Consider the following 19,868-nt stretch of genomic DNA (forward strand, 5'->3'; position numbering starts at 1 on the left):
CGTAGTGTAAAATATTTAATAAAAGTAGAGTTATAGATTCGAACTTTCTTCCATGATCGAATTTTCACCGGTGTTCATTCCGGCAAGCTCATCCTTGACCCGCTCCACACGCTTCACGGTTTCCTCGGCCAGTTGATAAACGTGATTACCGGACTTCTGAACCTCTTGAACGGCGTTGTCCATCTCATTAAACATCTGGGCACCTTCCGTTACATACCCCTCGCAGGATTGGATTTCCCTGAGCGATGAAACTGCCCCCTTGGCTGTATCTGCTGCCAGGCGCTGGATGTGCTCGAGCAGCTGCGATATGTCCCCTGACAGCTTGCGCGTTTGTTTTGCCAGCGATTGTACCTCTGCCGCAACCACTTGAAATCCCCGCCCATGCTCGCCGGCATGTGCGGCTTCAATCGAGGCATTCATGGCCAGCAGACTGCTTTGGTTTGCAAGCTCGGTAATCATGCCGGTGATGGAAAATATTCGGCTGGCATCGGCAGCGAGCTCGGAGGCCTGGCCTTCACGCTTCGTCATATCCTCCACAAGGCCAAGGTACGAGGTCCGGACAAGATCCAATTTCTCCTTCCCGGTTTGTGACCACTCCCTCATGCGTATACATTCCGAGTTTGTTCTCGCTGCTGCCGTTCGGACTTCAGTTAACGAGGATTGAATGTTCCGAGTATGCCGGTAGCTTTCCTGCAGGATCAGTTCCCGCTTCTCTTCCGCTTCCGCTTGAAGCCCGCTGGACAGACTCATCAGATCCCGGACGGTAAGCACGCCCAGCAGCCGGTCAGCCTCCGTGATCAGGACACAATCGTAAAATTTTGAATCCGGGCGCTGCAGGGACCATTCCAGCAGCGTTCCGACCTTCTCGGAAATATCGACACGCATCGGTTGATGGTCCGCAAACTGAAAGGCGGGCTTGGAGTAATACAGGTCAACGGCAAACCTGCCCATCATTCGCTGGTAAAAGACATCCCGCATGATCAGTCCTGCCGGTGTATCTGCCTCATCGCAATAAATAACGCACGGAATACGGTGGTCCTTCGTAAACACATTCAGCACATCGAGGCAGGATTCAGATTTTCTTATAACAGGGACCCTTCTTATGTAATGCCGATATAATGCGCCTGCTTCAGGCTCGCTTGTTACTTGTTCATCAAGTTCCGGCTCTACCTCCATCTTCATTCTCTCTGTCTGATTCGGTTTGGTTTGAAGCAGTGTCATGCGCCTTCACCCCTTCTTCATCTGGTCCTTTAGACGCATCTTACCGGACAAGTATTATGGGAATATACTCGAATGATTAAGGGAGTGTAAACTACGGAAGGATCATGGCCGGGATATGAGACATTAGACAGGTCAGAATCTGACCAAAGACCCAAAAAAAAAGACCCCTCATCATTTCAAACGGAATGATGGGAGCCTTTTTTCGGATTCACTACGAGTTTATAACCAACCCCGCGAATGGAGTCAATGTGTACAGATTCAGGATCGAGCTCAAGCTTCTTGCGCAGGGAACTCACATGAACGTCCACGGTTCGCTGACCGCCGATATAATCGAAGCCCCAGACCACGTTCATCAGATCATCCCTCGTTAACACTACGCCCGGTTTTTTGGCCAGGTAGAGCAGCACCTCAAATTCTTTCGGCCGGAGATTAATGCTCTGACCGCCAAGCCGGACCTCGTATTTCTCAGGATAGATTTCCAGCTGTCCAAGTGAAATGACATTTCCTTGATGGTCTGTCGTCTTTACTTCATCGGCGTGACCGGACACCCGGCGCATGACGGCCGATACACGGGCCAGCAGCTCAGATACGCCAAATGGCTTGGTAATATAGTCATCCGCCCCCATCTTCAGGCCTTGAACAACTTCCTCCTCGGCGTTCTTCGCGGTCAGAATGATGATCGGCGTGGTAATTCCGTTGCTGCGAAGCTTCTCCAAAATCTGAAAGCCGTTCATGCCAGGCAGCATGACATCCAGCAGAATCAGATCATATTCATGGTGCGACGCTTTCTCGTAACCTGCGGTACCGTGTTCCTCTACCTCGACTTGAAAGCCTTCCTGTGTCAGATTGTAGGACAACAGCCGCGAAAGTGTCGGCTCATCTTCAATAACAAGCATGCGTTGCGTCAATGTTACCCCCGCCCTTATCTTGATAATTGGACTGCTCATGCAAGTATATCAACAGAATGTTAACGGAGTGTTAACTTCCTGTATCGGCCGTTTCCTGCAATACCGGGAGCTCAATGATGAAGGAGCTGCCGATTCCCAGCTCGCTCTCCACCTTGATGGTTCCGTGATGAAGATCCACCAGATGCTTCACGATCGATAGTCCAAGCCCCGTTCCGCCTGATCCGCGCGAACGCGCTTTATCCACCCGATAGAATCGTTCAAATATACGGGGAAGGTCTTTCTTCGGAATGCCAATCCCGGAATCCTTAACAATGAATTCCACAATATCCTCGGCATTCCCATTACTATGCTTTTCACGAGCCGTTAATTTTACTCGTCCGCCTTCTTGCGTGTAACTGATCGCATTCGAGAGCAGATTCATAAAAATCTGGCGGAGCTTGTCCTCGTCCCCCTCCATAAACAGCTCTTCCGGAATGTCGAGCTCCAGGCTGATCCGCTTCTTCTCCGCGACCGTGCGCATCATTTCGGATATCGTATCAAAGAACGCCGACAGATGAATCGGCGAGTAATCCATCTGAATCCGCTTGGATTCGATCTTGGACAGCTCCAGAATGTCACCGATCAGCCGGTTCAGCCGTTCGGACTCGTCATAGATAATCTGGAGGAAGGAGCGAGATGTCTTCTCATCAGTAACCCCGCCGCCAAGCAGCGTTTCGGCAAACCCTTTAACCGCGGCAAGCGGAGTCTTCAGCTCGTGAGATACGTTGGCTACGAATTCGCTCCGCATGCGTTCAAGTCTGCGGATATCACTTACATCCTGCAGCAGGAACAGCATGCCTCGATAAGACTCCTGCTCTTCCTCTTGCATCATCGCAACCCCATCCAGGCGGATGATCGATTCCACCGGATAATAAATGTTGCGCTCCTCATGGAAGCCTTCCTTGCTCTCCAGGCCTTCCTCCATCAGTTTGGTCAATTCATAATGCTGCTTGAGCTCACGGTACGATTTGCCTGTTATCACTTCGGCATTAATGCCGAGCATTTTCTCGGCAGCACGGTTCACAAGAATGATCTGGCCTGCCCCGCTCACCATGACAATACCGCCTGTCATATTGTTTAGAACGCTTTGCAGCAAATCTTCATTATCCCGTATCGTCCGCAGCTGGGTCTGTAGGCTGTCGGCCATTCCGTTAATGGCTTGCGCCAATTGACCGATCTCGTCTTTACGGTGAATCTTCACCCTCGCATCATATTCTAGGCGCGATATCCGTCTGGCTACGCGCGTGATCTTCTCCAGCGGCGATGTCAAGCCCTTGGCAACGCGATAACTCACCAAGGCAGCAATCAAGAACAGCACCAGCAGGCCGATCCCCATCACAGTCCAGCCTTGTTTGACTCCCTGGTCCACTTCCTTGAGACTGACGGACAATCTGACGAATCCGTCGAAATTCTCTCCGGCCTTGACCGGAAGAGCGACATACAGCATGTCCTGCTCAAGCGTATCGCTCCGACGAATGGTACTCCCGCGGCCTTCTTTTACGGCTTCAAGCATCTCCTCACGATTAGCGTGGTTATCCATGGTTAACGGATCACTCTCCGAATCCCCGATCACCTTACCATCCTTCAATATAAACGTCACTCTCGCATCGGACAGTTCCTCAAGCTGCACGGATCTGTTGGTATAATACGAAATAGCATCCGCGCTGTCCGTATCCGGAAACTCCATCATGGTCTGCAGAAGCCGTATCTCCCGGACCATATTGTCCTCCAGCAGCTGAATATGGGACTGCTTGAATACCGTCACCATAGCCAGTCCTGCCGCGAGCATAGATAACCCAATTAAAGTAAGCATAATTAGAGTCAAACGATTGCGATACTGCCTCATGGTCTCTCCTCTTTCTGCCGCGTGGTCATTTTGGATAACTTACCGTCCGTGTGCGTCTTCGGTGAAATAACGCATGAATGAAGGTTGCCGCCGGCTGCTGGAACATAATGCCCAGCACTACCGGGATCGAAGCCTGGGGTGAGAAATAAGTTGTAGCCAGCACCATCCCGAGTGATATATTACGCATTCCGGACGCGTATGTAAATGTAATTTGCATTTCCCGTGTCGGTCCCAGCATCGCATACGAGCCAAAATAACCAAGCAAATAACAGATCACAATCAGCGTGAAGACAACCGGGACGACCACCAGCATCTCCTCTTTCATGCCTGCTGCATGGGGAGCGATGGCTGCTGCATTCAGCATAACCACAAGCATAAAAAACAGCTTCGATATCGGCTGGGCTACGGGAGCCGACCAGTCCTTAATCCGTCCTTTGGAACCTTCATACAGCATCACCCCGATCAGAGTGGGCAATACCACCATCGTCAGCAAATCGAGAATCAGCTCAGACGCATTCCAGGTAACCAGCGCATCTCCGATAAACATATCCATCAAAGCCGGGACGACTAGCGGACTGAGTATGGTATCCAGCACGACCACCGCTAAGATGAACGGAACGCTGCCGCCGGAGCTACCGACCCACATCACCGAGGATATTCCCAGCGGAATGATCGCAAATAACAGCAAGCCGATCGTATAATCCGAGTGCGCACCAAACACGGCCGAGCCCAGTCCATAGGCAAGCAACGGAGCTGCCGCATGGGCAAGAAAGAGCGTTAACATAACGGCAAAGGGGCGTTTGCGAACCCCTTGCAGATGACGGATCCCACAGCCAAGCGCCATAACCAGCGTGATATAACCGAATAGATAAGGAATCCAGTGTACAAAGTCCAGCAAAACATCCGAAAGCAGCCAGCCTAGCACCAGCGAGCCGGGAATCAAGAGAAAGGTGTACTTTTCAAACCAAGATGCAAAGGCCAGTCCAAAACTTCTCACCTGTTTCCTCCTATGACTGAATTGACGTATTTGACTTTCATCATAAACCGGAGCGTGCGAAAACCGCAACGAAAATTCGAAATAAGAGTCCCAATCCCAAGCTCAACAAAAAAGCATCGACCGGCTCATTGTGGCCAATCAATGCTTCTTCATATGCTATGGATTAGGAGAACACCGGATCTTTAAACATGGCCAGCTTCTGTGCCGAATCCTTGCTCACATCGGCATGCAGGCTGTTTCCGTGCGAATCCATCGTGACGATGGCGGCAAAGCCATCGACCTCCAAATGCCACATCGCTTCCGGAATGCCAAACTCCATGAAATCCACGCCGTTTACTTTTTTGATGCATCTCGCATAATACTGGGCGGCCCCGCCGATCGCATTCAGATACACGCCGCCATGCTCCTGCAGCGCTTGAAGCGTCTTGGGACCCATGCCGCCTTTTCCGATGACCGCGCGAATGCCGAATTTTTTCAAAATATCGCCCTGGTACGGTTCCTCACGAATGCTGGTTGTCGGGCCTGCCGCCTTGACATGCCATCCCTCTTCATCCTGCATCATAACCGGGCCGCAGTGATAAATCACGGATCCGTTCAGATCGATAGGAGCATCGTGATCCATCAGGTATTTATGAAGCGCATCCCGTCCGGTATGCATCTCGCCTCGGATAACCACCACATCCCCAACGCGCAGGGAACGAATTTGCTCCTCGCTGATTGGCGTCTGCAGGACCACCTCGCGGCTCTTGGAATCACTTGGTCCGGAGTCCTCGGCTTGAGAAACAGCCGTTTCGGAATTTGCGTTCATCTGCACCTCGCTGCCCGCTTCATACAGCCAGTCTGTGATCTCCCCGGTTTCCGGTTCAACCAATACGCCTTGACGGCGGAATGCCCAGCAGTTATAAGCAACCGATACAAAAAAGCTTGCCGGCAAACGGTTCATCGCACCGATCTTGCAGCCGAGCAGCGTAACTTCTCCGCCAAAGCCCATCGTGCCGATCCCCAGCTTATTTGCATTTTCCAATATGTAATCTTCGAGCTTCGCCAAATCTTCATTCGGATTCACATCTTCCACATGACGGAACAGCTGATGCTTCGCAAGCTCGTAACCGGTCGTCCGGTCGCCTCCAATGCCTACGCCGATAAATCCGGCGCTGCAGCCCTGTCCTTGAGCTTGATACACCGCATGCATGATGCATTTGCGGATTCCGTCCAGATCGCGGCCCGCTTTCCCCAACCCTTCAAGCTCTGCAGGAAGACTGTACTGGATGTTTTTGTTCTCGCAGCCGCCCCCTTTCAGGATGAGACGGACATCCACCTTATCCTGCTCCCATTGCTCGAAATGGATGACGGGCGTACCAGGACCGAGATTATCCCCGCTGTTAGCGCCAGTCAACGAATCCACCGAGTTTGGACGCAGCTTGCCATCCTTCGTGGCACGAATCACTGCGGAGTAAATCGCCTTCTTCATCTCGATTTGGTTCGCACCCACCGGGGTATGCACGATGAATGTTGGCATGCCGGTATCCTGGCAGATCGGCGATACTTCCTGCTCGGCCATCTCAATATTTTGAGCGATCGTTGCCAGTGCCAGCCCCGCTCGCGTTGCCGCATCCTCAGACGCTCGCCCGCGGTTGACTGCTCTTCGCACATCCCCGGGCAAATTCGTGGAGGTTTCTACAATCAGTCGATACATGCTCTCTTCAAATAATTTCATAACGTTGGTAAACTCCTCTCTTTCATAACCCTGACATGATAGCAAAAAAGAATCATTATAAACGGCCAATATTGTTATCATATCATATCATTTCGCACATGAAAGGGTTTACTTCAAAAAATGAAAGAGTAGAGAAAATGTGTTGATTTTCCCCGTCGCATCGACCATACCAATCTATGAATCTCACATATATTGGTTAAGGAAAGGAGGTGATTGCTATGATGAAAGCCTCAATCTCCCAGGTGGTCTTTCCAAGGCTTGCCTTGTTTAGAAACGAGTTTTACAGAGGACGCCGATTTGTAGTTCGTGGTAACGTCGGGATCCGTAATCTCGAGAGAACTTTCGGGGACATTGAAAGCTTGAGATTCTTCTCGACCAGTTCCAATGCAACCCTGGTCCTGTTCTCGGAGACGAATTTCAGGGGCAGATTCAGGGTATTCCGCGGCAACACCAACATCGCCGATCTGGATGATATTATTCGCGGCGAAGAGCCAGAATCCATTATCAGCTCCAACCGTCGTTTGACGCTGGCACAGATCAGAGCGATCCGGGAAACCGGCGTGCTTCCTTCCGGTTTTAGAAGCATCTGATTCTCCGTAAGCCCCGTAACCTCTCCTAAACTCACCCATGATAAAATAGCGGACATCCGGGCCGAAGCCCCGGATGTCCGCTCTGTTTTCCATGTTATGTTGTAACCAACGGTTGTTAGCGAGCGAAACGTCTTAGCCGTTAATGACTTCGCCGCCATTCACGTGGATCACTTGACCGCTCACATAGGAAGAGTCGGTTGAAGCCAGATATACATAGGCAGGAGCCAGCTCTTCCGGTTGGCCCGGACGTTTCATCGGCTGGGTCGCCCCAAACTCGGCTACCTGATCCGGCGGGAACGTCGAAGGAATCAGCGGCGTCCAGATCGGTCCCGGCGCAACGGCATTCACCCGGATTCCTAGCCCGACCACGTTCATCGACAACGAACGCGTAAAGGCTACGATAGCCCCCTTGGTTGATGCATAATCTAGCAGCTGCGGACTTCCCCGATATGCCGTAATGGAGGTTGTATTAATAATCGAGCTTCCCTTGGACAGATGCGGCATCGCCGCCTGCGTCAGATAGAACATGCCGAATATATTCGTACGGAATGTCCGCTCCAATTGTTCTTTGGTAATATCCTCAATCTTCTTCTGTGGATGCTGTTCGGCTGCGTTGTTGACAAGAATATCGAGCTTCCCAAGTTTCTCCACGGTTTCGGTGACCGCATCGCGGCAAAACGCATCGTCGCCAACATCGCCGGCGATAAGCAGGCATTTACGGCCTTCCTGCTCCACTTGACGCTTGGTCTCTTCCGCATCCTTGTGCTCGCTCAAATACACAATGGATACGTCCGCGCCTTCCTTGGCATAGTGGACCGCAACCGCACGGCCGATTCCGCTGTCGCCTCCGGTAATTAGCGCAACCTTTCCTTGTAACTTACCGGCTGCTTTGTACTCGTTGCTTTCAAACTCCGGTTTTGGGTGCATCTCCGATTCGGTTCCGGGTCTGTGATCCTGATGCTGGGGCGGCAATGTTTGTTTCTGTTGATCTTGTGGCATATGAACATTTCTCCTTTCAGGTCAGTATCTCAAACTACCTCTCATAGGATGCGTTCGACGCGGCTTCTTATTCTCATAAAAAGCCCTTCGCTATTGTTTTTACCCATATTGAACGGGATCAAACGTAAGCGCGGTTCTTTTCCCGTAACAAAAACCCTCCTCAAAAACCGGGCCTTGCGCCTAAAGTCCAGTCAAGATTTTGCCGGGACCCCCCGGAATATATAATTGCTGTAACATCAAAAAACCGCCCGAATAAACGGACGGCTTCTCTTTCATATGTAGCTGTTCTTAGATGATGTCATTAAATACCATGAAGAAAATCATGACGAGCAGCAGGAGGGACAACAACGCGCTGAATGTACTAAGCTTACCCGTTTCTTCCTTCACTTCACGCTTCTCGCGGATTCCTGCAAGCGCATTCTTCAGGGGTTTGCCCATAATGCCTCCAATCGCAAACATCGCCAGCAGCAGAACCGTTACAATGATCATCCAAGGAACCGAATACTCGCCCTGGGACATCATATATCCGCCAGTCAACAACTGAATAACCAAACCGTACTGAGCAAAACGGTTCGCTACTCGAATTGTATTAACGGCTCCTTCTTGAGCGCCGAGAGACAGCTTCTGAATACCGCCAACAACAAACGGCAGGATCAAGTAAAACCCTAGCGCCGCCGTGCCGACCATATGCAGAAAAAATGTCACATTCCACATAAACAATTCCTCCAAAGTCATAAGTGTGATTTTTATTACATCAAGTTCATCGTCTCTTATTATACTGGAGAGATCATCCAAAGAAAAGCAATCCCGTCCCGAATCACGGGACGGGATTGCATTATTAGACGATTTTGTGAATCCTGATTCAATTACAGGTTCACAACCGAAGTTACGTTACGCACGGATTCCGCTGACTTATCAAGTGCAGCTTTCTCTTCGCCAGTCAGCTCAAGCTCGAAAATTCGCTCGATGCCGTCTCCGCCGAGAATTGCCGGAACGCCCATGAACAGGTTGTCATAACCGTACTCGCCTTCCAGAAGTGCAATAACCGGAATGATCCGTTTCTTGTCCTTCAGAATCGCTTCCGTCATTTGGACCAGGGAAGCAGCCGGCGCATAGTATGCGCTGCCGTTCCCCAGCAGGTTGACGATTTCGCCGCCGCCGACCCGGGTGCGCTGCACAATCGCTTCAATGCGCTCAGCCGGAATCAGCGTGTCGATCGGAATGCCGCCCACGCTAGAGTAACGAACGAGCGGAACCATGTCATCGCCATGGCCGCCCAGAACGAAACCGCGGACATCCTCAACGGATACGTTCAGCTCTTGCGCGATGAAGGTGCAATAGCGTGCCGTATCCAGTACGCCCGATTGACCGATTACGCGGTTCTTAGGAAAGCCGAGTGTGTTGTATGCCACATAGGTCATGGCATCCACCGGGTTACTCAGGATGATAACCGTGGAGTTCGGTGCGTGACTCTTCACGTTCTCACATACGGATTTTACGATCCCTGCATTGGTATTAACGAGATCATCGCGGCTCATACCCGGCTTGCGGGCTACACCTGCTGTAATGATTACGATATCGGAATTAGCTGCATCTTCATAGTTGGACGTACCGACTATGTTGCTGTCAAATCCTTGAACGGGACTTGCTTCGAGCATATCCAGCGCTTTACCTTTCGTTGGGTTCTCGAGCTGCGGGATATCCAGCAGCACCACATCACCCAGTTCTTTTTGAGCAAGCATCAGGGCGGTAGTCGCACCTGTAAAGCCAGCACCTACTACCGTAATCTTTTTACGAGTAATTGCCACGATGAATCTCCTCCTTACAGGTTTTTAATGATTTCGTCTGCGAACTCGGAGCATTTCACTTCGGTAGCGCCTTCCATCAGGCGGGCGAAGTCATAAGTCACAGTTTTGTTGTTGATGGATGTTTCCATACCTTTGTAGATCAGGTCAGCCGCTTCCTGCCATCCGAGGTGCTCAAGCAGCATGACGCCGGAGAGGATAACGGAACCAGGGTTGACTACGTCTTTGTCTGCATATTTCGGAGCTGTACCATGAGTCGCTTCGAAAATCGCATGTCCTGTTACATAGTTGATGTTAGCCCCTGGAGCGATACCGATACCGCCAACTTGTGCAGCCAGCGCGTCAGACAGATAGTCCCCGTTCAGGTTCAATGTCGCAATGACATCAAAGTCGGTTGGACGAGTCAGAACTTGCTGCAGCGCGATGTCGGCAATCGCATCTTTAACGATGATTTTGCCAGCCTCTTCAGCTGCTTTTTGAGCAGCGTTAGCCGCATCTACGCCGTCTTTGTCCTTGATGATATCGTATTGAGCCCAAGTGAACACTTTATCGCCGAATTCAGCTTCAGCCACTTCGTACCCCCAGTTTTTGAAGGCACCTTCTGTAAATTTCATGATGTTGCCTTTGTGAACCAGTGTCACGGATTTGCGGCCATGCTTGATCGCATACTCAACCGCTGCACGCACAAGACGCTTGGAACCTTCGGAGGATACAGGCTTGATCCCGATACCGGACGTTTCCGGGAAGCGGATTTTGTTTGCTCCCATTTCGTCTTGAAGGAACTTGATCATTTTCTTCACTTCTTCGGAGCCTTCTTTATACTCAATACCTGCGTAGATGTCTTCCGTGTTCTCACGGAAAATAACCATGTCAACCAGCTCAGGGCGTTTTACCGGAGATGGTACGCCGTTGAAGTAACGAACAGGGCGCAAGCAAGTGTACAGGTCCAGCTCTTGGCGAAGGGCAACGTTCAGGGAACGGATACCGCCGCCGATTGGCGTTGTAAGTGGTCCTTTAATAGCAACGATGTACTCGCGAATCGCTTCAAGCGTATCGTTCGGGAGCCATTCACCGTATGTATTGTATGCCTTCTCACCGGCAAATACTTCATACCAGGCAATTTTCTTGGAACCGTTGTATGCTTTTTCTACGGCTGCATCAAGGACGCGCTTGGAAGCTTTCCAAATGTCACGGCCTGTACCGTCACCTTCAATAAAAGGAATGACAGGGTTGTTAGGCACCTGCAGGGTTCCGTTATCAATCGTGATTTTCTCGCCTTCGGTTGGTAATGCGAATTTTTCCAATTTCATGAGTATGAGTTCCTCCTTAGAATATGGTTCTTGTCTCTAGCCATTCCCAAAATACTCGCGTGAATAGGCACAGAGAAACCCGCCACCCGCGATTCAGTCACGTTTGAGCGGTTCTCTAGCCTATTGTACATGATTGCCAGCCACTTAGCGAAGTTCTATCGGCACATATTTTTGGTCGGTCATCCCTGTATACTCTGCGCGCGGGCGGATGATACGGTTGCCTTCATACTGCTCAAGAATGTGCGCAGTCCATCCGGATACACGGCTGATGGCAAAAATCGGCGTGAACAATTCCTGCTCGATGCCGAGCTGCGTATAGACCGATGCGGAATAGAAATCAACGTTCGGCTTCAGCCCTTTTTGGTTGGTAACCGTTTCGTCGATCAATACCGACATGTCGTACAGCGTGGTGTCGCCTTTCATTTCACCAAGCTCGCGGGACATTTTTTGCAGATGCTTCGCTCGCGGGTCGCCGTTTTTGTATACGCGGTGTCCAAAGCCCATAATTTTTTCACGGTTGTCCAGCTTCTCCTGAATGTAAGCCTGAGCCCGATCAATCGAACCGACTTCGTTCAGCATCTTCATGACGGCTTCATTCGCGCCGCCGTGCAGAGGTCCTTTCAGCGCGCCAATGGCGGAAGTAACGCCGGAATATATGTCGGACAGCGTGGCTACGGTTACACGGGCAGCAAACGTGGATGCGTTAAGCTCGTGATCCGCATGCAATACCAGTGCCTGGTCCAGAGCCTTGATCGAAGTCTGATCAGGGTCTTCGCCTCTGAGCATATACAGGAAATTCTCCGAGATGGAGACGCCGGCTTTCGGAGCCACCGGCTCTTTGCCCTGACGAACACGGGCGATGGCAGCAATGATCGTCGGAAGCTGCGCTTGAAGTTTAACCGCTTTCTTCTCGTTCGATTCACGGCTCATATCGTCGCCTTCGGCGTCATACAGAGCAAGCGCGGATACAGCTGAGCGAAGCGCAGCCATCGTATTGGTATCCTTCGGATACAATTTGATCTGCTGGATAAGCTCATCCGGAATGGCAGCATAGTCGCTCAAATCTTGTTGAAGGGCTTTAAGCTCTTCGGCATTCGGAAGTTTTCCGAACCAGAGCAGATAGGCTACCTCTTCAAAACTTGCATGTTCTGCGAGATCGTCAATATCATATCCACGGTAAGTCAGAACGCCATCGACGATCGAACTAATCGCGGAGGTGGTAGCTACAATGCCTTCCAAACCCTTGGTAGCTGTCATGCAACATCTCTCCTTTATGATCGGGATAAACTGAACTATTTTGACAATCATGAAAACATTTTCATGAAGTCGGATAAAAAAGAAAAACGCGCAAAAAAATTGCTATGGTCCTAGTCACAAACCTTCTCATATCATACTGGATTTTGTCTGATATGTGAACATGAGCAGCGACATTCGCCGCATCAAATTGTTTTATCGACACCATAAACATTTTTTTGAAATCACTTACAATTCCATTATACCTGTGATAATTCTCATTGTCGAATCATGAAGACAAGCGTTTTCCAACTCTTTATCCTTATATTGAAACTCCTTGCATACGTATAGGAATGAGCGATTCTGCTCGTCCCTGAAGTGCTGCAAAGGAGTGTGATGGTTTGGAACGATTGATGCTCAAGCGTTTTGGCCGGGGAGTGTGGGTGCTGTCTTCCATCTTCGTGATCGCCTATTTGATATATGTACTGCTGCCGCTGCTTTATCCCTTCCTTCTGGCCTGGATCATCGCCTATGCCATGAATCCTTGCGTCCACCTGCTTCAGCGGAGTTTGAAGCTGCCGCGGTGGCTCGCTGTCACGTTGTCCCTGCTGCTGTATTTCGGAGCGGCTCTGCTGATCCTCACTGCGGCTGTCACCAGACTGGTCAAGGAGCTGATTATCCTGTCCCAGTCCTTCAATCTCCATATTGATGCCTGGATGGAATGGCTGACCGCCTGGACGCAGAATGATAGCTTCCAGAATATCATCAATGAGATTAGCCGGTTCTATCAGAACAACCCGAATTATCACGATACCATCAATCAGAATATTACCCGCACAACGCAAACGATTGGCACGGCCGTGACCGATTTAGTTACTGGTATTTTTAACGGAATTTTGCAAATTATTTATTACCTGCCGAACTTAGGCACGATTCTCATCGTCGTTTTGCTGTCCACGTTCTTTCTCAGCAACAGCTGGGAGCGCCATAATCGCGCGCTTCTCCGCATCCTACCGGGCGTCATTCGCAAACCCATGATCTATATCTTCTCAGATCTGAAAAAAGCGTTGTTCGGATTCGCGAGGGCCCAGTTGATTCTCATCTCCATCACGGCACTTATCGTCATGATCACCCTTTATGCGCTCGGGGTCGATTCCGCCTTCTCCATCGGTCTTCTGATCGGCTTGGTGGATCTTCTCCCATACCTGGGCGTCGGCATCGTCCTGATCCCTTGGTCGCTGTATGCCTTTATGACGGGCGACCTGACGCTCGGCATCGGACTCACCGTCCTGTACAGCATCATCCTGATCGTCAGGCAGATCATGGAGCCCAAGGTGCTCGCCAGCAGTGTGGGACTGGACCCGCTCGCCGCCCTGCTGGGCATGTTCGTCGGGCTCAAGCTGTTCGGCATTCTGGGGCTGATTGTAGGTCCCGTGTCGCTTGTCATCCTGGATGCTTTTCACCGGGCCCATGTATTCAAGGACCTTAGGAATTATATTATCGGGGGCAGGTTCAGGTAGCAGTCGGACGGACATGTTTGACTCATCATAGGGCTATAGTGATCAGATTATCATAGGATTGATAGAGGTACTTTCTGATCTTCCCTGATATTTCCTGATACTCTCTTGTGCTCCATGCATAAATAGACCGGCCCCTGAGGGGCCGGTCTTATGGGTGATGCCTGTTAGTATTATCTGCGAAATATCGTAATCTTGCCGTTTTTCATGTTTTTCTTCATCCATTTCAACAGCAAAATCCGATACAGCGGGCGAGTCAGCGGAAATATCAGCGTAAATCCGATAATGTCAGTTACAAAGCCCGGCAGAATAAGTAGTACTCCACCCGCAAATATACATAGACCATCGGCCATGGAAGCACCCGGAACCATGCCCGAATTCATTCTCTGCTTGGCATCTTCCATCGCTTTGCGGCCTTCGAACCTCATCATGGCCACGCCAACCGCAGAGGTCAGCAGCGTCAATAGCAAGGTATTCATGCCGCCCACGCGATCCGCAACGAACTGGAAGCCGAATATTTCAATAGCAGGCACGAAGATAATCGCTGCCAGCAACCATTTGAACATGAAGCTACTCCTTCCTCCCCCAAAGGGTGTCCCTCAATGCATCATACAGCTTTGGCGCGCATTTATCCAGTCGGGCCGGCTTCCACTCTCTATTCAGCCATACATGACGGGTCGCGCCTGCCGTTAACAAGGCACCGGGAAGCCCGGATTCGGGAGACAGATCCATCGTCCCCAAATCTGCCTGCTCCTGCTCGCTCAGCAAACGGACCTCATATTCATAGTGTATTCGAAGCGGGGAGAAAGCAGTCATTCTGGTAAACACCGTTACAAGATCATCATACCGCGCAGGCTGGCGGTACTTGATATCTAGATCAACCACCGGGAGCAGGACGCCTTCTTCTTCCATTCCGCGATACGTAAATCCCATTTCACGGATCATTTGGGTACGCCCGATCTCGAACCAGTTTAAATAGTTAGCATGATAGACGACACCCATTTGATCGCTTTCCTGGTAACGCACCCGAAAGGAAGTCCAGAACCAGCGACTTGGTGCCGGTACGGATGGTTTAGGCATCAACATCACCCCCTCATCTATGCAAAAAGCAATGGTCGATTATAATCATCGTCCATTGCTTATATGCAGCTATATTCAGAATCCAGCGGATTCTTGACTGTTGTATTACTTCTCCTGTGGAATTTGATCCACTTTCAGAAGGTTGGTTGAGCCGGAACGGCCCAGCGGCACGCCTGCTGTAATCACAACAAGATCGCCTTCTTTCACGAGTCCGGACTTCACGCCGCCTTGCAGCGCATAATCAAACATCTCATCCGTAGAAGAAGCCTGTTCGCCTTTAACCGGCGTTACGCCCCAAGTCAGTGCCAAACGTCTCAACGTTCTGTCTTGAGTCGTGACAGCGACGATAGGAGCCTCTGGACGGTATTTGGATACCATTCGAGCCGTTTGACCGGATTCCGTGGACGAAATGATGGCTTTAGCATTCAGGTCAAGTGCCGAGATCGCAACGGATTGGCTGATTGCTTCGGTAACGCTGGTATCTTGAGCAATACGCTGCTTCAGGAACATTTCACGGTAGTTCAGTGCGGATTCCGCTTTCTCTGCGATACGGGACATGGTCAGTACGGATTCTACAGGGTATTTACCTGCAGCCGTTTCGCCGGACAGCATGATGGCATCGGTGCCGTCGAAAATCGCATTGGCAACGTCACTTGCTTCCGCACGGGTAGGACGCGGGTTGCGCTGCATGGAATCCAGCATTTGCGTAGCCGTAATGACCGGTTTGCCAGCCAGGTTACATTTTTCGATCATACGTTTTTGAACCAATGGAACTTCCTCAGCCGGAATCTCTACGCCGAGGTCGCCACGAGCTACCATCAAGCCGTCGGATACTTCGAGGATTTCATCCAGGTTGTCAACGCCCTGCTGGTTCTCGATTTTGGAGATGATTTGGATGTGCTCGCCATTATGCTTCTTCAGCAATTCGCGAATTTCAAGCACGTCACTTGCTTTACGAACGAAGGAAGCGGCAATAAAATCGATGCCCTGTTCGATCCCGAAAACGATATCGTTGGCGTCTTTTTCCGTAATTCCTGGGAGAGAAATCGCGACTCCCGGTACGTTTACACCTTTTTTGCTCTTAATGGTTCCGCCATTGACGATGCGGCATCTGATTTCGGTGCCTTGAATCTCCACCACGGTCAGACCGATCAGACCGTCATCGATCAGGATCGTGGATCCGACTTGAACATCTTGCGGCAACTCTTTGTAAGTAATGGACAAACGATTCTTATCACCTAGGATTTCCTCGGTAGTAAGGGTGATATATTCATCTTGTACAAGCTCAATCGGTTCCACTTCAAGTTTGCCTGTACGGATTTCCGGTCCTTTGGTGTCAAGCAGGATCGCTACCGTTTTGTTCAACTCTTCACAAGCTTGGCGGATGTTCTTGATCCGGTTGCCATGCTCCTCGAAGTCGCCGTGGGAGAAGTTCAGACGAGCCACGTTCATGCCGGCCATAATGAGCTTCTTGGTGTTTTCCAACGATTCACTGGAAGGACCGATGGTACATACAATTTTTGTTTTGCGCATTTGGGTTTCCTCCGTTTATTAAAGGGTTCTCTATATCTCTTTTTCCAACAACTAAATCTACTACAAAAAGTCTCATTTGTATAGGAACTTTGTCATATCGTCACATACTCATCAGACTTTTACAGAATCACGTCTTCCTGTTCCGCCTTTGCAAAATCGAATTCGCCGATCTTGCGGAATTTGCGGTACCGGTCTTCCTTCAGCTCGCAGGCATCCATGACGGACAGCTCTTTCAGCTGGCTGATCAGTGCGCTTTGAATGGCGGCGGCCGTCTCTTCATAGTTGCGGTGCGCACCGCCCTTAGGCTCCGGTATAATTTCCTCAATGACTTCCATTTCAAGCAGGTCCTTAGCGGTGATCTTCATGGCTTCCGCAGCCTGATCCGCTTTGGATGCATCCTTCCACAGAATGGATGCGGCGCCGTTCGGTGAAATGGCGGAATAGATGGCATGCTCGAGCATCAGCACACGATTGCCTACAGCCATCGCAAGAGCACCGCCGCTTCCACCTTCGCCGATGACCACACAAACAATAGGCACCCCAAGGGACGACATTTCCCGTAGATTACGGGCAATCGCCTCGGACTGACCTCTTTCTTCTGCTGTATTACCCGGATATGCGCCTTTTGTATCAATAAACGTGATAATGGGACGCTTGAACTTGTTCGCCTGCTGCATAAGTCGCAGGGCTTTACGGAAGCCTTCCGGATGTGGACTTCCGAAGAAACGCGCGATATTGTCCTTCGTATCCTTACCGCGCTGCTGACCGACCACTGTGACGGGAACGCCGTCGAGTTTGGCCAGGCCGCCGACAATGGCAAGATCGTCCCCGTAGAGACGATCTCCATGCAGCTCGATAAAATCCGTAAAGATCAACTGGATCAAATCAAGCGACGTCGGTCGCTGCTGATGACGGGCCAGATGCATTTTCTGGGAAGGCGAAATCGAAGAATAGATTTCTTCCTCCAAACGACTATATCGTTCTTCCAGGCGGGCGATTTCATCCGTGAAATCGATCCCTTTTTCCTGTCCGAATTGTTTCAGTTCATCAATCTTCTTGCGCATTTCGGCAAGTGGCATTTCAAAAGGCAATTCGCCTGACATCAGAATCCCCCTTTCACGGTATGCATCTCCAGCAGCTTACCAAGCATGGAGCGCATATCTTTCCGATGAATAACCATGTCAAGCTGACCATGCGCCAAGTTGAACTCCGCTGTCTGGAAATCATCCGGCAGCTTCTGGCGAATGGTCTGTTCAATAACGATACGGCCCGCAAAGCCGAATACGGCTCCCGGCTCGGCAATATTGATGTCGCCAAGCGTCGCAAAGCTGGCGGATACACCGCCGGTCGTCGGATCCGTTATCACTGAAATATAGAGCCCGCCGAGCTCGTTAAACCTGGACAGGGCAGCGCTTGTTTTGGCCATCTGCATCAAACTGAGAATACTCTCCTGCATCCGGGCACCGCCGGAGGTCGAGAAAATAATGAGAGGCAAACGCTTGTCCGTCGCAAACTCGATCGCTCGGGTGATTTTTTCCCCGACGACGGAGCCCATGCTTCCCGTGAAGAAATCAAAACTCATCACGGCTACCACAACAGGCTGGCCGAGAATCGAGCCTTGACCGGTAATAACCGCATCATGAAGACCGGACTTCATCTTCTGCTGCTCGAGCTTGGCCGCATATCCCGGAAATTTGAGCGGATCCACCGAGATCATGTCCGCGTCAAACTCTTCAAAGCCTGTCTCATCCAGCGTCATCGCAATCCGTTCTACCGCGTTCAGGCGCATATGATGTCCGCATTCCTGACACACCTTCAGATTCTTCTCAAGCTCTTTGCTGTATTGAATGGTGCCGCACTTAGCACACTTATTCATCAGACCTTCCGGAATTTCCCGTTTCGGGCGTTCGCCTTCCTGAGGCTGCCCTGCCGTCCCAAGTCGTTCCGATGGGATCGTTGCGTATTTCCTTTTTTTCTGAAACAAGTCTTTAAACACAACTACACCTCTCCAGCCGTAAATTTGAATGGCCGCTGCAATAGCACATCGCCGATCCGTACGCTAAGCTTCGCTATGTAACCCAGATGAAACTAGGGGTGCAATATCGAATTCAACACTTCCTGTACTTCCTCAAGCTCTCCGGAGGGTACCAAAATCTCAAACTGCTGTTTGGAAAGATTCACAGGACGGCTTTGAACCAAAAAACCTTCTTCCGTTAGCCTGGTCTTGATCATTTCCGCCACCTTTGCAGTTGGCGCAATATAGATTACCGTCCACATGCCTTTCAGATCCCCCTAATCTCGTCCCACAGGCATATCCTGAGCCGATATAATGGATAATGATAACATACTTCAGTTTTTACCTCAACAAAGAGAGCAGGGGGCTGAAAGCCAAATCTGTACCCTTATGCAGCGATTCGACACCGCTCGCGCAAATCAGTCAGAACCCGCGGTGTAATGGGCCGCATCGGGATTGTTATGGGCGATGCGCGAGGAAGCGGCAGCGGCGATGCCTGCAACGAGATCATCCAGAAACACATGAATCCCGTCGGACTTTTCATTTAATATCTCAATTACACCAATTTTTTCTTTGTCCAGATAACCGAAACTGGTCAGTCCGATCATGCCATATATGCTCGTGACACCAAGCGCCATGGTCTCATCCACTCCGTAGAGCGGTTCGTCTTGCTCCATAATCGATTGCAGCGGCTCCGGCAGCAGTTTTTTCTCCGCCAACTCATCCAGCGCAATGCCCGTATACAGCGTATACTGCACTTCGCGCTTGCCGAGAACCGCCCGGACGCTTTCTTCACATTGCTCGATGGTTAACTTCGGATGATAACGCTGCTGAAGCTTCAACACAATATCCGCGATGGAGCTTACGCTGACTCCTCTGCGGCTGAGCATGCTTTCTGCCAAGTCCATTGACATCACAAATCCCCCCCGCGTCTTTGGCCGTGCTCTTTCATTCCGGTTCTATCATGAAGAGCCTTCTTCATGCGAATACTCGGCCAACATTACCTGTAGTGTCCTAATTGTATGCGGGAGGGATGGGAAACGTTCTTAAATTTTCATG

General features: G+C 50.6%; 19 protein-coding genes. 2 read left to right on the top strand and 17 right to left on the bottom strand.

Translation table 11 applies throughout. The features are described 5' to 3' along the window. Positions 1-30: 30 nt before the first annotated feature. From PAEVO_RS18060 to PAEVO_RS18080, 5 genes are all read right to left on the bottom strand, one after another. Positions 31-1,221 (bottom strand): methyl-accepting chemotaxis protein, encoded by a 1,191-nt coding sequence (locus PAEVO_RS18060; protein WP_100538790.1) that lies wholly within the window; start codon positions 1,219-1,221, stop codon positions 31-33. 176 nt (positions 1,222-1,397) lie between these two features. Next, the gene (locus tag PAEVO_RS18065; RefSeq protein WP_100538791.1) at positions 1,398-2,129 is read right to left on the bottom strand and encodes a response regulator transcription factor; all 732 of its coding nucleotides are present in this window, start codon (positions 2,127-2,129) and stop codon (positions 1,398-1,400) included. Positions 2,130-2,199: 70 nt separating this feature from the next. Further along, positions 2,200-4,014 (bottom strand): two-component system histidine kinase PnpS, encoded by a 1,815-nt coding sequence (gene pnpS / locus PAEVO_RS18070; RefSeq protein ID WP_100538792.1) that lies wholly within the window; start codon positions 4,012-4,014, stop codon positions 2,200-2,202. Positions 4,015-4,039: 25 nt separating this feature from the next. Continuing rightward, positions 4,040-5,011, bottom strand: a complete 972-nt coding sequence (locus PAEVO_RS18075; RefSeq protein WP_100538793.1) for a bile acid:sodium symporter family protein — start codon at positions 5,009-5,011, stop codon at positions 4,040-4,042. Positions 5,012-5,174: 163 nt separating this feature from the next. Continuing rightward, positions 5,175-6,728, bottom strand: a complete 1,554-nt coding sequence (locus PAEVO_RS18080) for a fumarate hydratase (RefSeq protein WP_100538794.1) — start codon at positions 6,726-6,728, stop codon at positions 5,175-5,177. 218 nt (positions 6,729-6,946) lie between these two features. Here PAEVO_RS18080 and PAEVO_RS18085 point away from each other — a divergent pair, with 218 nt between their 5' ends. After that, positions 6,947-7,318 carry a hypothetical protein gene (locus PAEVO_RS18085; RefSeq protein ID WP_394054277.1) on the top strand — a complete coding sequence of 124 codons (372 nt, stop codon included), beginning with the start codon at positions 6,947-6,949 and terminating at the stop codon, positions 7,316-7,318. 132 nt (positions 7,319-7,450) lie between these two features. Here the strand turns inward: PAEVO_RS18085 and PAEVO_RS18090 are convergent, their stop codons facing one another. The 5 genes from PAEVO_RS18090 to citZ all read right to left on the bottom strand — a co-directional run bounded on the left by PAEVO_RS18090 (position 7,451) and on the right by citZ (position 12,689). After that, the gene (locus PAEVO_RS18090; protein WP_100538795.1) at positions 7,451-8,317 is read right to left on the bottom strand and encodes an SDR family oxidoreductase; all 867 of its coding nucleotides are present in this window, start codon (positions 8,315-8,317) and stop codon (positions 7,451-7,453) included. Positions 8,318-8,605: 288 nt separating this feature from the next. Continuing rightward, positions 8,606-9,031 carry a hypothetical protein gene (locus PAEVO_RS18095; RefSeq protein WP_100538796.1) on the bottom strand — a complete coding sequence of 142 codons (426 nt, stop codon included), beginning with the start codon at positions 9,029-9,031 and terminating at the stop codon, positions 8,606-8,608. Between the two features lie 152 nt (positions 9,032-9,183). Beyond that, the gene (mdh, locus tag PAEVO_RS18100; protein ID WP_100538797.1) at positions 9,184-10,125 is read right to left on the bottom strand and encodes a malate dehydrogenase; all 942 of its coding nucleotides are present in this window, start codon (positions 10,123-10,125) and stop codon (positions 9,184-9,186) included. A 14-nt stretch (positions 10,126-10,139) separates the two neighbouring features. Further along, the gene (gene icd / locus PAEVO_RS18105) at positions 10,140-11,432 is read right to left on the bottom strand and encodes an NADP-dependent isocitrate dehydrogenase (RefSeq protein WP_100538798.1); all 1,293 of its coding nucleotides are present in this window, start codon (positions 11,430-11,432) and stop codon (positions 10,140-10,142) included. A gap of 144 nt (positions 11,433-11,576) precedes the next feature. Beyond that, positions 11,577-12,689, bottom strand: a complete 1,113-nt coding sequence (citZ, locus tag PAEVO_RS18110) for a citrate synthase (protein ID WP_100538799.1) — start codon at positions 12,687-12,689, stop codon at positions 11,577-11,579. A 377-nt stretch (positions 12,690-13,066) separates the two neighbouring features. Between citZ and ytvI the strand changes: the two genes are divergently transcribed. Continuing rightward, complete coding sequence (gene ytvI, locus PAEVO_RS18115) at positions 13,067-14,185, top strand: sporulation integral membrane protein YtvI (RefSeq protein WP_100538800.1); 1,119 nt, start codon at positions 13,067-13,069, stop codon at positions 14,183-14,185. Positions 14,186-14,355: 170 nt separating this feature from the next. On the opposite strand, the gene PAEVO_RS18120 is transcribed toward ytvI, so the two are convergent. From PAEVO_RS18120 to PAEVO_RS18150, 7 genes are all read right to left on the bottom strand, one after another. Beyond that, entirely contained in the window at positions 14,356-14,748 is a 393-nt protein-coding gene (locus tag PAEVO_RS18120) for an FxsA family protein (RefSeq protein ID WP_098748409.1), read from the bottom strand. 4 nt (positions 14,749-14,752) lie between these two features. Next, complete coding sequence (locus PAEVO_RS18125) at positions 14,753-15,262, bottom strand: acyl-CoA thioesterase (protein ID WP_100538801.1); 510 nt, start codon at positions 15,260-15,262, stop codon at positions 14,753-14,755. Between the two features lie 105 nt (positions 15,263-15,367). Next, a complete protein-coding gene (gene pyk / locus PAEVO_RS18130; RefSeq protein ID WP_100538802.1) occupies positions 15,368-16,795 on the bottom strand; it encodes a pyruvate kinase in 1,428 nt (475 codons plus the stop codon). Positions 16,796-16,914: 119 nt separating this feature from the next. Further along, complete coding sequence (locus PAEVO_RS18135) at positions 16,915-17,898, bottom strand: acetyl-CoA carboxylase carboxyltransferase subunit alpha (RefSeq protein ID WP_100538803.1); 984 nt, start codon at positions 17,896-17,898, stop codon at positions 16,915-16,917. Continuing rightward, positions 17,898-18,791, bottom strand: a complete 894-nt coding sequence (gene accD / locus PAEVO_RS18140) for an acetyl-CoA carboxylase, carboxyltransferase subunit beta (RefSeq protein WP_071218063.1) — start codon at positions 18,789-18,791, stop codon at positions 17,898-17,900. Before accD ends, PAEVO_RS18135 begins: the two co-directional genes overlap by 1 nt. A 92-nt stretch (positions 18,792-18,883) precedes the next feature. Beyond that, positions 18,884-19,072, bottom strand: a complete 189-nt coding sequence (locus PAEVO_RS18145; protein ID WP_006212044.1) for a hypothetical protein — start codon at positions 19,070-19,072, stop codon at positions 18,884-18,886. Between the two features lie 156 nt (positions 19,073-19,228). After that, positions 19,229-19,723 carry a phosphatidylglycerophosphatase A family protein gene (locus PAEVO_RS18150; protein ID WP_076324336.1) on the bottom strand — a complete coding sequence of 165 codons (495 nt, stop codon included), beginning with the start codon at positions 19,721-19,723 and terminating at the stop codon, positions 19,229-19,231. Positions 19,724-19,868: the final 145 nt, after the last annotated feature.

It is taken from the genome of Paenibacillus sp. GM2FR (assembly GCF_002803325.1).
Lineage (GTDB): Bacteria > Bacillota > Bacilli > Paenibacillales > Paenibacillaceae > Paenibacillus_AQ > Paenibacillus_AQ lautus.

Coding starts and splice junctions, on each gene's coding strand:
- PAEVO_RS18060 (WP_100538790.1), bottom strand. CDS start 1,221: ATGACACTGCTTCAAACCAAACCGAATCAGACAGAGAGAATGAAGATG.
- pnpS (WP_100538792.1), bottom strand. CDS start 4,014: ATGAGGCAGTATCGCAATCGTTTGACTCTAATTATGCTTACTTTAATT.
- PAEVO_RS18080 (WP_100538794.1), bottom strand. CDS start 6,728: ATGAAATTATTTGAAGAGAGCATGTATCGACTGATTGTAGAAACCTCC.
- PAEVO_RS18085 (WP_394054277.1), top strand. CDS start 6,947: ATGATGAAAGCCTCAATCTCCCAGGTGGTCTTTCCAAGGCTTGCCTTG.
- PAEVO_RS18090 (WP_100538795.1), bottom strand. CDS start 8,317: ATGCCACAAGATCAACAGAAACAAACATTGCCGCCCCAGCATCAGGAT.
- PAEVO_RS18095 (WP_100538796.1), bottom strand. CDS start 9,031: ATGTGGAATGTGACATTTTTTCTGCATATGGTCGGCACGGCGGCGCTA.
- icd (WP_100538798.1), bottom strand. CDS start 11,432: ATGAAATTGGAAAAATTCGCATTACCAACCGAAGGCGAGAAAATCACG.
- citZ (WP_100538799.1), bottom strand. CDS start 12,689: ATGACAGCTACCAAGGGTTTGGAAGGCATTGTAGCTACCACCTCCGCG.
- PAEVO_RS18120 (WP_098748409.1), bottom strand. CDS start 14,748: ATGTTCAAATGGTTGCTGGCAGCGATTATCTTCGTGCCTGCTATTGAA.
- PAEVO_RS18125 (WP_100538801.1), bottom strand. CDS start 15,262: ATGCCTAAACCATCCGTACCGGCACCAAGTCGCTGGTTCTGGACTTCC.
- pyk (WP_100538802.1), bottom strand. CDS start 16,795: ATGCGCAAAACAAAAATTGTATGTACCATCGGTCCTTCCAGTGAATCG.
- PAEVO_RS18135 (WP_100538803.1), bottom strand. CDS start 17,898: ATGTCAGGCGAATTGCCTTTTGAAATGCCACTTGCCGAAATGCGCAAG.
- PAEVO_RS18145 (WP_006212044.1), bottom strand. CDS start 19,072: ATGTGGACGGTAATCTATATTGCGCCAACTGCAAAGGTGGCGGAAATG.
- PAEVO_RS18150 (WP_076324336.1), bottom strand. CDS start 19,723: ATGTCAATGGACTTGGCAGAAAGCATGCTCAGCCGCAGAGGAGTCAGC.